This window comes from Nostoc sp. DedSLP04, assembly GCF_034530775.1.
In the GTDB taxonomy this organism is placed as follows: domain Bacteria; phylum Cyanobacteriota; class Cyanobacteriia; order Cyanobacteriales; family Nostocaceae; genus Nostoc.
On sequence record NZ_JAVRCL010000057.1, the window covers coordinates 1 to 17455 of the forward strand.

The window sequence follows — 17455 nt, forward strand, 5'->3', positions numbered from 1 at the left end:
CAAAGTCGTTTTGAGGTACTTCAAAGTCGTTTTGAGGTACTTCAAAGTCGTTTTGAGGTACTTCAAACTTTGTCGCAGCGCGATAGAGTACACAGGTGTGTAGGCGTAGCTTGAGTTTTAAAACAGTCGCTACACATTTCTATTTTTTAGGCAAAACCTACCCAGTATTGACACCACTCTCTATTCCCCGTCTAAGTTGTGGTCTAAATGCCTGAAAAATGCTATAAAGTCCATCAGCTTAATTAAGGAGTTAAAAAGTCTAAATGGTTTCCTGGTTGGGCACGCAAATCTTCCACAGTTCCCTGAATTTGTAATTTGCCTTGATTTAATAGCACAATCCAATCAGCACGGGCAATTACTCTGGGACGGTGGCTAATCAGAATTGTAGTTTTCCCTTGGCGATGCAACAACAGCTGATTCAAAACTTTAACTTCACTAACAGGATCGAGTCCGGCCGTTGATTCATCTAAAATTAAGACTGGTGGATCGTTGATAATGGCTCTTGCTATAGCCAATCTTTGCCGTTGTCCACCAGAAATATTTGAGCCAAATTCACCTAATACAGTTTGATATTTTTCAGGTAGTTTACTAATAAAATCGTCTGCCTCAGCAATTTGGCAAGCATCGACAATTTGCTCAAAGGTGACGTGAGGAGAACCTAACCGAAAATTATCAATAATAGAGCGACTCCAAAAATGAGCTTCTTGCGGAACAAGGACTACTTGTTGCCGCAAACAATCAAGGGCTAGGTCTTGCAGATTATAAATACCAATGCGAATATTACCAGAATTAGGTGTATATAATCCTGCAATCAGTTTAGCAAGAGAACTTTTACCACAGCCGGATGAACCAATTAGGGAAATCACTTTACCGCCAGGAATAGTTATGGAGAAATCTTGCAGTAACTCTAGTCTCCCAGGATAGTGAAAGTTGAGATTTGTGCAAATAATATCAGCCTTGCTAGGAATCTTCGTAAAAGGTTTTTTAGTATCGCCTTGATTTTCAGGTGTGGAATCGATAACTTCTGTTAAGCGCTGCGTAGCAGTTTTTGCACGAGTGAATTCATCTATAAAGTTGAGCATAGTACTAATGAATGCTAAAAAATTACCATTCATCCCGTTAAATGCCAGCAGTTGACCGATGCTGAGTTCCTTACTAATAACTAGGATGCTGCCGAAACCAATCAAACTAATGCTGCCAATACTAGAAACTAAACTAGAGAAGATACCGTTAATAATTCCAATCTGAACTGTGCGAAATGTTTGATTTGCTAAACGACCAAATCGGTTCTGAAATTCTTCCCAAAACTGGGGAGCGGCAGTAGTAGTTTTGAGTGTCAGAGCGCCTTTAAAGCTTTCAACGAGAACACCTTGATTTTCTGCATCTAAAACTAAGACACTTCTGATTTTTTGTTGAAGTGTAGGCAGGAAAACAATCGTAGACAAACTCATTACAGTCGCAATAATCACACCAACTAAGGTAAGTTTCCAGCTATAGAACAGCATAAAACCTAAAGAAACTGCTGCAATAAATAATTGGCTTGGCAGACTAATAACTGCTTGAGAAATTAATTGATTAATTTGTTGAATATCTTGCAATCTGCTCACAATCTCGCCACTACGACGCGATTCATAGTAAGTCAAAGGCAACCGCAGGATTGTCCTGGCAAATTCTAGAACTAATCCTAACTCCAGCCGTTGAGCAAAATGGGCAATCAGGTTATATTGAACTAGTTGTAAACTACTTGACACAAGATTCATTACCAAAACGGCAATAATCACAGCGCTAAGAAGTTGGGTGTCACCCCGAACAAGTACATTATCCGTCAGAATTTGGAGCAGGATGGGAGAAGCTAATGAAAGCAGACCAATAATTAAAGCGCAGAGAAAAGCCTCAAATAGTATTTTTCCATAAGGCAATACACGCCGCACGAAGCGCCCAAATCCGTCAATTTTATCATCGGGTAGAGCGTAAAAGCGAACCGAATCTGGCTCCAGTAAAAGCATCACTTTATCTGACCAAGCTTCCATTAACTCTTTTTTAGAGACATAACGGATATTAACGGCTGGGTCAGCAACTATATATTTCTTACCTTTTTGACCATACAAAACAACCCAGTGAGTACCTTGCCAGTGAATAATTGCTGGTAATGGCGCTTGGTTCATCCGATCTAATATTTCATTTGAGGCTCTGACTGAGCGTGCATTAAAACCAAGGGACTCCGCTCCCCGCCTCAGTCCTAATAATGTTGTTCCTAATTGGCCTGTGCCTACTGCTTCCCGGATGTGATTTAGTGTAAAGTTGCGCTGATAATGTTTGGCAATAGAAGCAAGACAAGCCGCTCCACAATCTTCTTCACTATGTTGTGCAACAACTTGGTATTTCATTTTGCACTCCAGCATCTAAGAGCATCGTGACAAAACCCAAAAAAATAGCAGGGTCTTATCCCTGCATACAGTAGCGCTTATTCTCTACTACTCAAAGATAAGCAGTATTTTCCCAAAAAAGCGCTATAAGAATCGATTGACTGTGGCTATGAAACAACAGTCAATCAGAATTTTTGAAGTTTGTTGAAGAAAGTAGATGGATAGTAACAAACGTATGTTAGGATAGTCATGGATATAATAAACAGCTAATCACTTGCTACTATTGAAATCGATTAGCAATTAAAGCACAAGCAAAAGTAAGTTAACCTGCGTCAACAGAGTAAACTACTTGAGATGTGACGTTCTATCCAGGTAAAGACGCGATTAATCGTGTCTTTACGTTTATTATGTTCCTTCTACTAAACTTCATAGTTTGCCTGGTTTCCTAAATTTAGTTGAAAGTAGGTTTAGCGTCTGCCCTTCTTTCCTCCTCCTACGTTAATGTCAATGTCAATGTCGATATCAATATCAATATCAACATCAACACTACTACCACCACGACCGCCTCTACCACCACGACCGCGTCTACCACCACCTGATAGGTTGGCTTCTTCACTAGCGGTGAGTTCAGTAAAAAGTGTGCTTTGCATATTTTTAGTTCTCACTTAATTGTTGGGATTTAAATAACATCACACTAAATTCATCAATGCAAACAGCGCATTTATGAATGTTTTTGTGTTGTTAAGGAGATTATATGGGTGAAACTAGTGTAATAAAACAACTATTTCCTTAAGAAATATGTATTACAAGCTCTTAACAAAGATACTACTTGGCTAATATTTATACTATTTTCACTATTTTCTGGAAAAACTATTAATTTTATTCTCTTTAAATAGATAAATTTTCTGGATCTAATTTCATGCCAAAAATATATACATGTATCAGTACTTCCTAAATAAGTACTGTACAAATTTATATTAGTAAAGCAAGAGAAATTGCATATTAATATTCTTAGATGAGTTTAAAATAACTTAAATAAAAAGTAGAAAATTACTTGTAAAAGTATATTTTTATACAAATTATGAAAAAGCAAATTTAGAGAACTCCAAGAATTTTACTTGATTTTTGAGATTTACGTATTATCACATAAGCAAAAATTATTTTAATTTTACTTATACATAGACTATTTAAAATTATATAAGATATTGTAATACTAACCCTTTTAAACTAGCTGGAATACTTATTAATTAGAATAGAAAAGAAAAGTTATTTCTTTATCATAGAAACTTTTTGCAATTAAATAAAAAAAGTATAAAGTTTTAGAAAAAATTATAAAGATTTGGTCTTTTTACTAAAAGCCGCTAATTGTTATTTAAACTTAGGCTATGTTCATTTTTTAGCTATTGCTGATTGAACATCCTTAAGACCGTCACTTCCTCTTATCACAAAGGGAGAGACCAAGAATACTCCGCCTTAAAAGTAAGAAAAGAGCCTCCTAGCTTGAAAATGCTTGTTCAATAAATATCTATCTATATATCTATAGATGAATCTCGCTCGGCATTTTCATACTTGGTAGTGTACGAAGTTTATAACGATTACCTTCTTATACTAGCTAGCTATTTGCTAGATTGTTTGCACAACCAAAATGTTTTTTAACGTATATGCTTATTGACCCCCAACCGGACTTTCTCCGCCCAGTTGAAAGCGACGAATATCTTCCTCCAATTAGCAGTTGGACATGGCTGGGGGGGATATTTTTAATTGGAAGTGTTGGCGTTGCCTTCGGCCTTGCAAGTGTCATTCAATACAATGTAGTAGTGAGAGCAGCTGGTACTGTCCGTCCAACGGGGGAAATACGGTTAGTGCAAGCAGCAGTGGAGGGAACAGTTAGAAACATTAGGGTGAAAGAAAATCAAGTTGTGAAAAGGGGAGATGAGATTGCACTGCTCTACGACGCCCAATTACAAAGTAAAAAAAGCCAAATTGCCGGCAATATTCGGCAGAATCATTTACAAAGAACGCAAATCGATGCACAACTAAGAGCGCTACAGAATCAAATCACAGCTGAATCCAATTCGATGGGACAGGCGATTATCTCCGCGCAAGCGGATCTTAGCCGTAATCAACGGGATTATGGAGACAAGCGAATTACCAGTAAGGCAGAAGTGGATGAAGTAGAAGCCTCTGTGGAGTTAGCAAGGGAAGAACTGAAGCGATATCAGCAGTTAGCAGAGACTGGAGCGATCGCAGCTTTACAGATTAAGGAAAAAGAACAAGCTTTTAAAGCAGCACTTGCCAGATTAGAACGGATCAAAACTGGACTCAATCCCACTAGCGCAAATGTGCAGATCGCCCAAGAACGCATTGCCCAAGAACGGGCAAAGGGTGAGTCTATGCTGGCGGCATTGAACAAAGAAAGACAAGAACTGATTGGGCGTCAAGTAGAAATTCAAAATCAAATCAGCAGCGCTCAAGAAGAGCTAAAACAACTCTCAACAGAACTGCAAAAAACTGTAATTCAGGCTTCAGAGGCAGGTACTATTCTAAAACTAGAATTAAGGAATCCTGGGCAAGTTGTTCGTGCTGGGGATGCGATCGCTCAAATTGCTCCTAGTAAAGCACCTCTGGTCATCAAAGCCCGTGTTGCCGCTTCTGATATTAGCAAAGTACAGGTGTGTAAAGTCGTACAAGTAACAAAATGTTCACAAGGGGAAGTACAAATGCGGCTTTCTGCCTATCCCTACCCAGATTACGGCATCCTCAAAGGAGCTGTTAGAGCCATAACCGCCGACGCTATTACATCTCAAGTTAACGGCAATCCAATTGCACCTTACTATGAGGTGACAATTGAGGCAGAGAGACCTTATTTAAAAAAGGGTGATAAATCCTATCCCATTCAACCGGGGATGGAAGTTACAGCTGATATCATTTCCAAAAAAGAAACCGTAATGACATTTATTTTGAGAAAAGCAAGGTTGCTAACAGATTTGTAGGCTTTTTCTTGTATTCCACGCCATTGAGAACCACTTAGGATTTACGCATTAGACCTCTTGCACGAATGTAAAACTAGCCCTCATTCCCCAACCCCTTCTCTCAAGTGTGGGAGAAGGGGAGCCAATTTTAAAGTCCATTTCAAAGTCCCTCTCCTTTGGGAGAGGGATTTAGGGTGAGGGCTTTTGATCCCTCCAACCCCCTGCAAAACCAACAGGGCTATTTCATTGTCTCAAAGGTTGATAAGTGGTGGAAGTAGATTGAGGATTTGATGGTTTGGTAGACTGGGGAGTTGACCCACTCCAAACTCGATCGAACTGAGCTACCGACAACGACTGTAAAATACTAAGATTAAGCGGCTCTTTGCTGATAAATGTGGCGTAGGAAGGCTGCAAATAGGAACGGTATTCAGGACGGTTAAGGAGATGGGTTTCTAAAAAAGCGACGCTGAGGGCGTTGAGATAAGAATAAACAGCAGCACGATCGGGGCCCAGTAAGGCAGGTGGTACAGGTAAGACATCGTTTTGAGGAGTAGGTTCAGCGATCGCTGAAAAGTGGGTGGCATTTTCAATCAAAGCCAGGTACTTATTGGAGTCAGAAAGCCAGGTAAAGGGGCGAATTTGCTCAGATACGGGTGGTGCGAAAACATCTTGACTACCTGCTACCAGCATGATGGGAATTTTAATTTGACTGATTCCTCCCTGACCTAAAACTGAACTGTCAATGGGATTAATTGCAACGATCGCCTTGATGCGATCGTCTTTGAGTTCGTAATTCTTTGGAGGTAAATCGTTTGCTTGACACTGCAAAAACACCGACAAATTAAAGGATGAATTATCGGGATTGCAATCTTGCCTGAGTTGCTCAAAGTTAATATTGGCTCCTGCTAAAGTCAAAACAGTATAACCACCAAAAGACTGACCGATCGCCCCAACTTGTTGAAAATTGAGTTTTCCTTGGAGGGTAGGATCGGATTTATCTAAACGCTGTAATTCATTTAGTAGATATTTGATATCCAAAGGTCGGTTGATAAATTCTGCTGCATCTGGAGGCCCTGCCAAACCTGCAAAATATTGTTGAAAGCGTTCGGCATTACTACCAGGGTGTTCCAGTACAGCAACAGCAAAACCATAGGATGCTAGATGTTCAGCCAGGTAGACAAAGGTAGAGCGATCTGAAGCCAGTCCGTGAGAAATTACAATCAGGGGAAAGGGTGGTGAGAGTAAATCTCCAGTTTTTTGTGAACCTGCTGATGGCAAATAGATATCTACAGGTAGACGGCGCGAACGAGAAATGTCATTTAACTCTAGGCTTTTTTTCTGCCAGGTGAATTTTCCTGGCGATCGCAAATCTGGTTTTTGGGAGAAATCAATTTTTGAAGTGGCTGCTTGAGCGAGCGCTTCTTTTTGCAGAGAGGCAAAAACTTCATCCTTTTTTTTAATCAATTGAGACAAGTCATCGACTATCCTTAATCCCTCTGTGAAATTTACCCGGATAGTATCGCTAGGAAATTTCCGCAGTAAATTCACCACTGTTAACCCCTCTTTCTGATCGGCAGCAGACAAAATTAAAGAGGCACGTATGGCATAGAAGCCATTCTTTCGAGACTCAGTGAGCAGTAATTTTCCCAGTTGTTGCACCAACTGCTCGCCTATCGGTGAGTAGGTAACTTGAGATACTAGTGTAGGAGTGAGATTAAAGCGCTGCTGGAGTAGATCCCGCAGTTGGGCAAGTTGTTCAGGAGTTGCACGGCTAGCATAAAATGACAAATCTTGATCGATTTTGCCAACTTTTGCAAAGGTTTCCAGCGAGTCTACGGATAAAGAAAATTCGCCGAAGGGAGGATAGTAAAAGCTAATGCGTTCAGCTCCCAATCCGGGAGTAGCAGTCAAGAACGTAGATAGCAAACCTAAACCCAGATATCTCAAAAATTTTTTCATTAGAAAAACCCACTATCTAACCCTGCTTAAACTTGTTTGGACAGGGAGGAAAGCGGGGCGGGATCTATAACCGCTTTCCTGTTGAATTGGTTTAGATATATCAAACAGGCTACAAGCACAATAAAGCAAGTACTTACGATAAATTTGACAGGAGTTTTGAACAATCAAAATACATGAGTAGCAAATTTTTCAGTCAAATAGCATCAGTAGCGCGATAATAGATATAGAGATCAAAATTAAGTTATATGTCCTTTGCTTCCTGCGCCTGTTGTGTTGTCGTCCTCAACCAACAACAAGAGCAAAATATCTCCCACCAAAACCAGTGCCAGGATGTGCCAGTTAACGACAGTAAGAGCACGGTTAAAAGTTGTACTGTAATTGAAAATGGCCGGGTGGTCGTTAAACCCTTACACCCACCACTCAATCAGACTTCGGAGTAACTTTCAGAAATTTCCCTCCTTCACTCTAAAGGTAAAACATCGTGGAAGCGGTTGTAATCAATGTAGCGATGTCCATCGGGTGTGTGGTAAAAGATATCGACAAATTGATTGTTCCACAAAATCTCGTTAGCACCATAGCTATGACGGGCATGAACAACCTGGGCAACCGTTTCATCAATGCCACTCAAAGAGACAATCAGCATAGTATTTGTCTGGGTTAACGATTCTGGTGTCATCCCATACAAAGGACTAAACTCATCAATGACATGCATCACTGACCAGCTTAACGTGAAGCTAGGTGTTTGGTTCCTCATCAGTTTAAGATCGTGGAACCGACGTATGAACTGTCCTTCTAGGGTTACTTCGTCGCGCATCAAGTAGACTCGCATCTGCGCTTCCAGAATCGTATTGCGACGCTTATTAGCGCTGCGAAATATCAGAGTCGGCATCGCATTATGAGCTGTAATGACAGCAACACGGCTAAAGAGTACACGGGCTGTAGGTCGAGAGAACCGAGCAAAGGCTAGTCCTGTCATTACTGCAATTCCCACCAAACCGATCATTGCTTCAATAGTGACAATAATGTTGGCGTAAGTTGTTTTCGGATACATTGCCCCATAGCCGATAGAAGCTAGGGTTTGGACGCTAAAGAAAAAGACATCTAAAAAAGAGCCAGGTTGGGCGTTGGCAATACAATCTCCTCCGATCAAGTAAGCTAGGGCAAATAGAGCATTAATCGTTATATAGAAAGTACAAATTAGCAGCAGAAAGCCAATCCAAGGAATCGTTAACAGCAGATGATAGGGATCGCGCCAGTAGGAATGCCATGCACCCATACCTATAATTTCAAATTTTCCATCTTGAACTTGAATCTTAATCGGTGGGATCGAACGCTGTCGTTTCTTGGGTGAAAGTCTCTTCAGTCGAAATTTCATTGCAAGTAGCCAAAAGAACGGCAACTACTTAGTATTGTAAATTAAGTTGCTTTAGAGACATTCACTCTAGACAATTAGGTAGTGGAAATTTAGACTTTCTTTTCTTAAATCAGCAAAAAAATAGGGTGTGCAATGCCCACCCTACTAATTTATCTGCTAGAAACTTATGAAAAACTTGTTGTTATGGCTTTAGTGATTGACCTTTAGAACAGCGGTCAAACCACTCCTGGTATTTTTTCTGGTGCGATTCATCTTCAACTGTAATGGTAACACGCACCTGCTTGCAGCCGTTATTTCGCTCTAGTGCGATCGCATTCAATAATAAATTAGCAATTTTAGGTGAGCTAAATTCGCCGCTTACCGTTAAACCGTTGTCATGTGTAACTTCGAGTCTTTCTACTTCGGTCAAATCAACGCTAGATATTTTTCCTTGTCCTAAATCAATTTCTGCGAGTTGTTTGTGTTCTGGGCTTATTTGTTCCACAATCAGCTTTTCACGCCGGACAGGAACTTGTACCATTCGAGTTTCAATTACTTTGCGAACAATTACCTCACCAACTTTACGCTTACTGCTTTCAACAACTAGTCGTTCTTCTAGTAGACGAATAATCTGTTCTTCAGGAATCTGTTCTAAATTATTTAATGACTCAACTGAGCTACTTGTCGTTTGATTGTTAGCTACTTGCTCAGTTGAGTTAAAATCGCCTGGTGTTTCTGATTCTAAATATTCAGGCATATATTCAATTTCTGATTTGTTTAAGTCTATGAAAACAGATTGAGTCGGCTTGTCTATTTTTTTTATTCTCTGGCTCTGCAACTGAAATAAAGAAGGATGTTTATCAGCTAACTGTTGGCTAGATTCAGCAGTTTTTTGATTAGCCTGGTTCGATATAACGAGGTTTAGCCGACGATTACCATCCACAATTAAATCATGAACTACTCCTACTTGCTGACCTTGATTATCAAATACAGCAAAATTGTTCACCTTCTTTCTTAAATCTGCCAGCGAGGAGATAGTGCGAGAATTACCCTTTGCCTGTAAAGTGTTTTTTGCCATAGTTTGGCTATTCATCTGGAAAATTTACTAACTGCTTTCTAATTAACTAAATTAAATGTATTAATCATCTGGATACCATTTAGAAAGTATTTGCGATCGATGGATTTATCCAACTCATATCCAGAGTAATATTTGCAATCAAAAATCCTAAGTAGTATCAATACTTTTCGCTTAAGCGGGAAAGGGGAAAGGATGACGATTTTAATTTACCTTTACCCCTTTCCCTTTAACCTTTCCCCAGACCAAAAGAGAGATTGTTAGGTTTATCCGAAAAGTATTATAAGTGGTATCAGCGTAAGGACAGGTAAAGCCAATTCAACTGCTTCACCTGTACTGTGTAGAATTAATTATTAGTCATTAGCTAGTAACTAATGACTATCTATAGTTAGCGTTCTTCAATCGGAAGATTACCAGAATTCACATCTAACTCTTCGCGACGCACAGTTTCTTGAGTTTCAACTGTGTCTTGATCGACCACTTTTCTAACTCTGACTTCTTCACGCAAAAATGCTTCTTTGCGAACATCAGGAGTTTCTTCATGGATTTCAATGCGAGCAACTTCGCCTTCACGGAAGTCTGCTTCGCGCCCAGAAACAGCCGTACCCGCATCTGCTGGAGTTACACGTTCAATAACGACTCGTTCTCTTTCTACTGGCACTGCAATCCGTGCGGTATCAGTTTCAACATGCTTGCCAATCGTTACTTCTCCAGTTTTTTGGCGTCGTTTGCTAGCAATTAGCCGTTCTTCGTACAATCTCAGAGTTTGATGATCTTGCTCGTTTAAACCGTATAAAGCAGGCTCATTTTCGTAAGTGTAGCTATCACGGGCGTAAGTGGGAGTTGTACCCAATGGTGGTACAGGCGTTCCTAAAGGATCTAATCCTGCTAAAGGGTCTAATGGTGTTGCAGCTTCTACAGGAGGGGTGTAGTCTGTGGGTTGGCGATATACCCCACGCACCCGTTCTTCATAGTCGTAATCAAGGGTTTGACGTTCGTCGAACTCAGGCAAATCTTCAGCTTGCTCTCTAGTCAAACCAATTGTGTAAACGCGATCGACGTTATAGTCGATACGGGCGCGGGCAATTGGTAGTAATACTTTTTTACCAAAAATCCAGAAGCCTAAGTCAACAACTAGATAGCGAAAATGACCTTCTTCATCAACTAAAACATCGCTCACAGTACCAACTTTTTCATCAGTTCCCTGTGTATAGACACCCAGCCCTTTCAGGTCATGACCATCAAAACTCTCTTGATAGCTAGGCTCAAAATCTTCTAATTTGTAAAGAACCATTATGTTTAACCTCAAATATTTTTTTGTCATCTCTTAATGACTAAAGTAGACATTTATTTATTTTTGTACATCCTTCTGCCGAATGAATTATTTCCATAGTTAAATAATCGAAAGTTATAGATAATTTTGAGCGATATGGCTAACTAGAGACATGAAATTAGGAGCATCTCACTTGACTCTTGTAAAGATATGTCTATTTTAAATGCAAAGTTTTGTATTTTGTATCTTGTATCTGTAGATGATTTCTCAAAATATAATTTTTTGAATGTTAAGATTGCCTACTTTTGAGAAAGTTGAGAATCTGGTTATTGAATAAAAAATACAGGCAAAGATAAAATTAACTTTGCCTGTATGATAATTTTTAGAGAAATCTATCAAACAAATTTCTAAACCAGCTAATTAAATAGCTTTATATGCAGTAACACCAGATTATTGCACATCTAAATTACCCGCAGTATCAATATCTAATTCTTCTCGACGAATGGTGTCTTGTGCTTCCACAATGTCCTGCTCTACTATTTTTTTCACCCGGACTTCTTCACGCACAAACGCTTCTTTCTGTATCTCAGGCGTTTCTTCGTACACTTCTATGCGTGCTACTTCTCCTTCTTGAAACTTAAGTTCATTGGGATTTACAACCTTTCCTGCTTCTGTTGGCGTAACTCGCTCAATCAAAACTCGTTCTTTTTGAACGGGTACTGTAACGCTTACAATTTCTGTTTCAATATGCTTACCAACCGTTACTTCTCCGGTTTTGATGCGTTGTTTATTGGCAATTAATCGTTCTTCATAGAGTTTAAAAGTTTGATGAGATTGCTCATTCAACCCATAGAAATCGGGATTTTCTTGGTAATTGTATGTATCGCGATCGGAAGTCACACCGCTAGTTGGAGAACGAAATACACTACGTACCTTTTCTTCGTAATCATTATTAACGATCGCGTCTTCTGTATGATCGGGTAAACCTTCTATTTGCTGTCTGCTTAACCCATCAACATAGACGCGTTTTTCTAAATAACTGATCCGGCAAAGACCAGTTGGTAGTAAGATTTTCTTGCTAACAAAATCTAAGCTTATATCAATAATTAAATAGCGGAAATGACCATCATCATCAACTAAAACGTCAGCAACTGAGCCAACTCTGTCCCCACCCTCAGTATAGAGATCCAACGCTTTGAGATCGTCTCCACCAAAAGTATCTCGATAATTTTGGTCAAAATGTTCAAGTTTATGAAGAGGCATACACTATTCCTAAATTGTTTATAAGGTCTATGTACTAGAGTAAAAAATATTGAGCTAAGTATCCTCCTGCTGGCGACTGAGTTCAATGGAGATATTTGAGGTTGTTTGAAAAGTCTAATTTATTTACTTGCCGCCCTTCTCCTCTCTTCTCTTTCAGAGACGCACTCGCGTTCGAGACGCGCAAGGGACGTAGGAGAGGGGCTGGGGGAGAGGTCAAAATAGCACTCGTCGAACTCACGTTAATTAAGAGCCAATACTGAAACAATGGGAATAGACACTACAGAACCATGCAGATTATGAGTGAACTTCCAAATAGTCTTGAAGATGCGATCGCCCAATCTCGTACAGCCGTTCAAGCTGCCCTTGCAGATGGCTGTACTCGCTTACAAGTTGACTTCCTGTTCCCAGAACTGAAGTTTATGCCAGTGGCGGAACAATTTCTGCCGGCATTTACAGATTATGATTCCCGTTTGAAAATTTTCTTTGCTGACGCTGGCGCTGCGGCCCTAGCCCGACGTGATTGGGCAGATGCACCATTTCAAATTTTGGATATTGGTACGGGTAGGGCTGCTTCTTTGCAGACAAAAATTCAGCCAGAGGATGAAATTTTCTTATTCATCGCCCCCACATCCGTAGAAGTGCCGCAGTTGGAAAAGCTGTGTGAAGTAATAGGCGATCGCCCTTTAGTCTTGTTAAATCCTCGCTTAGAAGATGCTGGAACCGTGGGCATTGGTTATACAGCGAGAAAAATTCGCGATCGTTTTATCAGTACCATTGAATCCGCCTATTACGTGCGCCCCATAGACGATGAAAGTGCCCTATATCGCTGCTACCCAGGACAATGGGAAGTTTGGCTAGAAACTGACGGCGAATATCAAAGAATTGCCGAATTACCTACAAAACCATCTGGTGATGATTTGGATCTCATTGTTTTAAAAGGACAACCGCAAACAACAACAGATGCGACACCTGCGAGAAAGCCCAGTGTATTTAAGAGTTTGCAACGATTTTTAAAAGCATTGAGTAGTTAAGATAATGCAGAGGTAGCAGAAGGAAACTTTCTTATCTGCTGCCTCATTTTGAGTTTTTATACATCGCATTCGTTATGCTGAATGGAAAAAACTGAGCAATCCAGATATGTATTGCGTACAGTTTATCAAGGGTGCAACACACGTAGAGCAAATGATATTTTTACAAGTAGTTTAGCAACAAGCCTTTAACTCACAGCATAATCTGTATACTGCCGTATATAAGGCGGGTGAAACCCAACGACAATATCGTGTTTTGGTATTCCCATTGCTGTAAGTTGCTCACCTACATCCTCTTCTGTACCATTCCACTGAATCCAAATTTTGCTGTTTTTGATATCAAAATGCATTACAGGGCCAAAAACCCTACGTCTATTTTGCCAACCAATATATATCAGTTGGTAATGGTCTTGTTCTACGTCAAAAATTGTTTGAGCTTCAATTTCATTATTACAGGAGGCGCGTTGAGCATATTCTGTAAGTAATTGCCGAATACACTCTCGATATTTATCTAAATCTGCCATCGGATAATTTCCTCCGTTTCCACATCATAAACTATCAGATTGATTTGACTTCGCTGGATAATACTTTTAATAAATGGTTTATTTAAAAAATCGTTATAAGTGTTTAAGGGCACTGCTAAATATAAAACTCGCTCTGAATCTATCTCTTCTAATGCATATCGATAATTAATAAACTGTCCCACCGCAGTATGAAACTCAGAAATAGTTGAAGTGCCGATGAAACTTTTAACTTCAACCGCTATTATTTGTCCTTCTCTTTCTGCCGCAATAATTCTCTCTGCTCCCAAATCGATGTACATATCGGTAACATTTTCTATGCGAATTAGCAAAGGGTCATGAGTAATTCGCCATCCGTCCTTTTGTAATGCCGATTTCACAACATGGTGAAATTTATCTCTAGCTGACATAAACTATTTTTTCAGCCTGTATGAGCATTCTAAATATATTTTGCCAAAATTAGGGAAAAGAAGAGAAATAAGGAATTTTACTATTAATTCCTTACTTCTATCTTTTTTAATTTGTTTGCAATGGGGCGTTTAAAACTTTCTCGATGCGATCGCGTGTTTCTAATAAGTGCGCTTTGGTGTATTCATCCTCGGAATTAACACCCTTGAGCTTATCATCAAGCTGTTTTAATTTATACCATGCTAAAGTACGAGCATCTTCTGGAACATTTTCTTTTCGCAAGACCATACTAGTCAAAATGTCCAAATACTGACGCTGCAAGCCTCGCCGCAAACTGGTAATCTTCATCGGTTTACCTTTTGGTTTGATGACTTCCGTCCAAATATCTGATTGTAAAGTGTCAAATAGTTCTGGTAGAGTCAGTGCTTTTCCTTCGGGAGTTTTGAGTTCAATATCCTTAAGACGAGAGAGGCGATCGCTTGAGAGTAAATCTCGTAACACAGAACCCTGCATCAGTAGCACCAAGTCATGAATGGGAAAATCCAAACGACCAACTTGTGGAGAACTACCCCAATGTCGCCAACGAGAAGGTGCTAATTTATTCAGTAATTCTGGTGAAAAATTGAGGGCATCTTCTGCAAATACATATTTTTGTAGCGTTTCTAAAGCTTGCCGTTGTTCTTCAACTGGTACTGGTACAAATGGTAAACGGTGTTGGGTGACTCCAGAGACTTTCTCGGCAGGTATCTCACTGGGGTGAATGCGATAGAAAGATTGTCCCCCGATGTATTTTGTGGTGTAATATATTTGCTGAAAATAGTTACCCAATACTGTACTAAAACGTTCGCTGACATCGCTGTAACTATCACCAGCCATTGGAAAACGTTTATCCAGACGTTCCCACATCACCCGCGAATTATTTAACTGCCACTGAGAATAAAGTAGTACATTACCGCTGTTATCCCAAGCATCAGCTGTGGGGTCAAGGTCATACACATCTTCATCTGTGGAATAACTCAATTCTGGCTTATAAGATTGTGCAGCAATTTCCTCCAAAATTGGCTTTTCTGCTAGAGGAGTTGATGTTTGAATTGTTGTGTAGCCGTACTTAATTGCCCATTCATCATAAGGCCCCACCATACTCGGAAAATAATCTCCTTGTTTTGTACCTTGAGGGGCAATATTTGGGGGAATATAGTCCATGACAGAAGTTGTCAGACCTTTATTTTTGGTAATTTCCGTATTATTCATCTCCTGTGGTGGTAGCAGCGTACTACCACGGAAGTTATGACGTAAACCAAGAGTATGTCCAACTTCGTGAGCGATGATTAAACGTAAATATTGATTAATATATGCTTTTACCTTGTCTGGAGTAGCCATAGTATCAGGCAGCAGAGACATTGCCAGCGAACCAAAGGCAAACTGGTTAGCAGCTTCCATGCCATAGCATAAATCGTACTCGCCTGCCATTTTCGATAAACGATTCAACAACCCCTGTTGTCCTTGCATCTTCTGGGGGACACCATTGTTTTTCCCATCTAAACCATTGGCGCAAAGTAAACGATTTTGCATCAAAGCTGATAAAGTCGTGCGATTTTCTGTTTGGCTGGGTTGGACAATTTTGCGATATTCACCCTTGAGTGCCCGGATAAAGCTAGCATCTACGAGAATGTCTGCATCCAAAATTTCCCCTGTCAATGGGTTAACGCGAGATGGCCCCATTGCAAAGTAGCCATCGACTGTATTAATCCAGCGAATCGTGTTGTAACGAATATCTGCCGGGTCCCAGGTAGCATCATCTGGCATTTGGCGGACTTCAATTGCATCCTTGAATCCGGCTTTGAGAAAGGCTTTGTTCCACATAAGAACGCCTTCTTTCATGGCATCGCGGTATTCTAAGGGTACAGCGTTATCAATCCAGAAAACAATCGGTTTTTTGGGATGAGAAATGACTGCTTTCGGGTCTTGTTTTTCTAAATGCCAGCGATTGATGTAGCGGACAAAAGAATCGCCGCGATCGTCGTCTTTGGATAAATCTTGATAGGCGGTGATGAAATAGCCAACGCGATCGTCAGCAAGGCGCGGTCGATAATCTAGATCGGGTAGTTGGGAGAGACTGTAGTGAACGCGCAGGGTAAAGCCACGGTTGTCAGCTAGCGACCCAAAGTTTGCCGCTTCACTGTTGGATTCAGCACTATCAGAGTAATTCAAAATTGATTCGACTTCTAAGTTTTGAGGAAAGGCTTTAGCAGTACCAAAATAGGACTGGCTGGTGCTTTTTGGAACTCCTAAACCTACAGATAATCCAGCTAAGTCTGTGAGTAACAAATCTTCTAAGTCAATGAGAATAGTTTTGCGTTCTGGATGAATGCTTTTAATGGGAATGGTGTAGAGAACAGAATCACTAAACGATCGCGTCAGCGATCGCACTTGGGGATCTCCCTCACGAGTGCGAAAATTCACATTGCGGATGACAAAGTGTAATTTATCATCTACCCGTTTGAAATAAAATAAAAAATCTTGCAGAGGCATACCACTGTAAATACCCCGTTCGCCAATACCCGATTCCAGGGTTGCCGTAGCTAGGTAATTTTTATTAAGTTGTTCTGGTTTAATTTCTAGATAAATCTTGTTCTTTTCTTTATTACGATAAAGGGTGAACAATCCCCCAGATTTTTGGGTGTTTTTAATTACTTCGTTAAATGGCTCTAAATCATCCTTTGCTGCTGGTTTTGCGGTAGTACTAGGCTTTGCATTTGCTTTCTCTGCGGGGTTTGCAACTTGTAAAAATGGTTGCTGACTTGCTTGTTTTAGGTTTTTTACTATCCAAATAAACGGTTGAGGCTGTGCGTGTTTATTTTGATTAACTACCCAAACTTGATTTGACGGTAGCCTCTGTTTCTGAGGAATATTAATATTATTTGATGATAAGGCTGAGATTTTCGTTGAAGAAGCTTTTGTAGATAACTGACTATTGAACTTCTCTCCACTTCTGACTGTAACCACATTTTCTTCAACAATCTGCTTGGCTGGATCAACATTGTTAACAAACGGTGACTTAGCGCTAGCTGTCGCTATCCCTAAAAATAAACTATGTAACAAAATCATGTAAAAGGTTAATCTGTTCATCGCATTCATTACCTGATAACTATCTCTCGTTATTTTTTAACTTTTGCAAAGCCATATAGCCGCCCTATGGCGATTATCTTAGCTGCTTTATATTAAGCAATAAACTT

Annotated in this window: 12 protein-coding genes; 2 read left to right on the forward strand and 10 right to left on the reverse strand. The window is 40.0% G+C overall.

Annotation, left to right across the window (positions count from 1 at the left end; translation table 11 throughout):
- Nucleotides 1-242 precede the first annotated feature (242 nt).
- Together RMX89_RS26260 and RMX89_RS26265 are read right to left on the reverse strand one after the other, a co-directional pair.
- Complete coding sequence (locus tag RMX89_RS26260) at nucleotides 243-2387, reverse strand: peptidase domain-containing ABC transporter (protein WP_322690997.1); 2145 nt, start codon at nucleotides 2385-2387, stop codon at nucleotides 243-245.
- A gap of 446 nt (nucleotides 2388-2833) precedes the next feature.
- The gene (locus tag RMX89_RS26265) at nucleotides 2834-3016 is read right to left on the reverse strand and encodes a hypothetical protein (protein ID WP_322690998.1); all 183 of its coding nucleotides are present in this window, start codon (nucleotides 3014-3016) and stop codon (nucleotides 2834-2836) included.
- 1011 nt (nucleotides 3017-4027) lie between these two features.
- On the opposite strand from RMX89_RS26265, the gene RMX89_RS26270 reads away from it, so the two are divergent.
- Nucleotides 4028-5359 carry an HlyD family efflux transporter periplasmic adaptor subunit gene (locus RMX89_RS26270; RefSeq protein ID WP_322690999.1) on the forward strand — a complete coding sequence of 444 codons (1332 nt, stop codon included), beginning with the start codon at nucleotides 4028-4030 and terminating at the stop codon, nucleotides 5357-5359.
- Nucleotides 5360-5581: 222 nt separating this feature from the next.
- Here the strand turns inward: RMX89_RS26270 and RMX89_RS26275 are convergent, their stop codons facing one another.
- The 5 genes from RMX89_RS26275 to RMX89_RS26295 form a co-directional block, all read right to left on the reverse strand.
- Complete coding sequence (locus RMX89_RS26275) at nucleotides 5582-7297, reverse strand: alpha/beta hydrolase (RefSeq protein WP_322691000.1); 1716 nt, start codon at nucleotides 7295-7297, stop codon at nucleotides 5582-5584.
- A gap of 460 nt (nucleotides 7298-7757) precedes the next feature.
- A complete protein-coding gene (locus RMX89_RS26280; RefSeq protein WP_322675631.1) occupies nucleotides 7758-8672 on the reverse strand; it encodes an ion channel in 915 nt (304 codons plus the stop codon).
- Nucleotides 8673-8853: 181 nt separating this feature from the next.
- On the reverse strand, nucleotides 8854-9744 hold the full coding sequence (locus RMX89_RS26285) for a YsnF/AvaK domain-containing protein (RefSeq protein WP_322691001.1): 891 nt from the start codon (nucleotides 9742-9744) through the stop codon (nucleotides 8854-8856).
- A 370-nt stretch (nucleotides 9745-10114) separates the two neighbouring features.
- Nucleotides 10115-11020: a DUF2382 domain-containing protein gene (locus RMX89_RS26290; protein ID WP_322691002.1), complete on the reverse strand. Its 906-nt coding sequence runs from the start codon at nucleotides 11018-11020 to the stop codon at nucleotides 10115-10117.
- Between the two features lie 429 nt (nucleotides 11021-11449).
- Complete coding sequence (locus tag RMX89_RS26295; RefSeq protein WP_322691003.1) at nucleotides 11450-12262, reverse strand: DUF2382 domain-containing protein; 813 nt, start codon at nucleotides 12260-12262, stop codon at nucleotides 11450-11452.
- 296 nt (nucleotides 12263-12558) lie between these two features.
- Between RMX89_RS26295 and RMX89_RS26300 the strand changes: the two genes are divergently transcribed.
- The gene (locus RMX89_RS26300; protein WP_322684784.1) at nucleotides 12559-13293 is read left to right on the forward strand and encodes a DUF1995 family protein; all 735 of its coding nucleotides are present in this window, start codon (nucleotides 12559-12561) and stop codon (nucleotides 13291-13293) included.
- 185 nt (nucleotides 13294-13478) lie between these two features.
- Here RMX89_RS26300 and RMX89_RS26305 read toward each other — a convergent pair whose 3' ends face one another.
- From RMX89_RS26305 to RMX89_RS26315, 3 genes are all read right to left on the reverse strand, one after another.
- Entirely contained in the window at nucleotides 13479-13814 is a 336-nt protein-coding gene (locus tag RMX89_RS26305) for a XisI protein (RefSeq protein WP_322672188.1), read from the reverse strand.
- Nucleotides 13802-14221 carry a XisH family protein gene (locus tag RMX89_RS26310; protein WP_322672189.1) on the reverse strand — a complete coding sequence of 140 codons (420 nt, stop codon included), beginning with the start codon at nucleotides 14219-14221 and terminating at the stop codon, nucleotides 13802-13804. The genes RMX89_RS26305 and RMX89_RS26310 overlap by 13 nt, the downstream gene beginning before the upstream one ends.
- Before the next feature lie 106 nt (nucleotides 14222-14327).
- On the reverse strand, nucleotides 14328-17348 hold the full coding sequence (locus RMX89_RS26315; protein WP_322691004.1) for a zinc-dependent metalloprotease: 3021 nt from the start codon (nucleotides 17346-17348) through the stop codon (nucleotides 14328-14330).
- Between the last annotated feature and the right edge of the window lie 107 nt (nucleotides 17349-17455).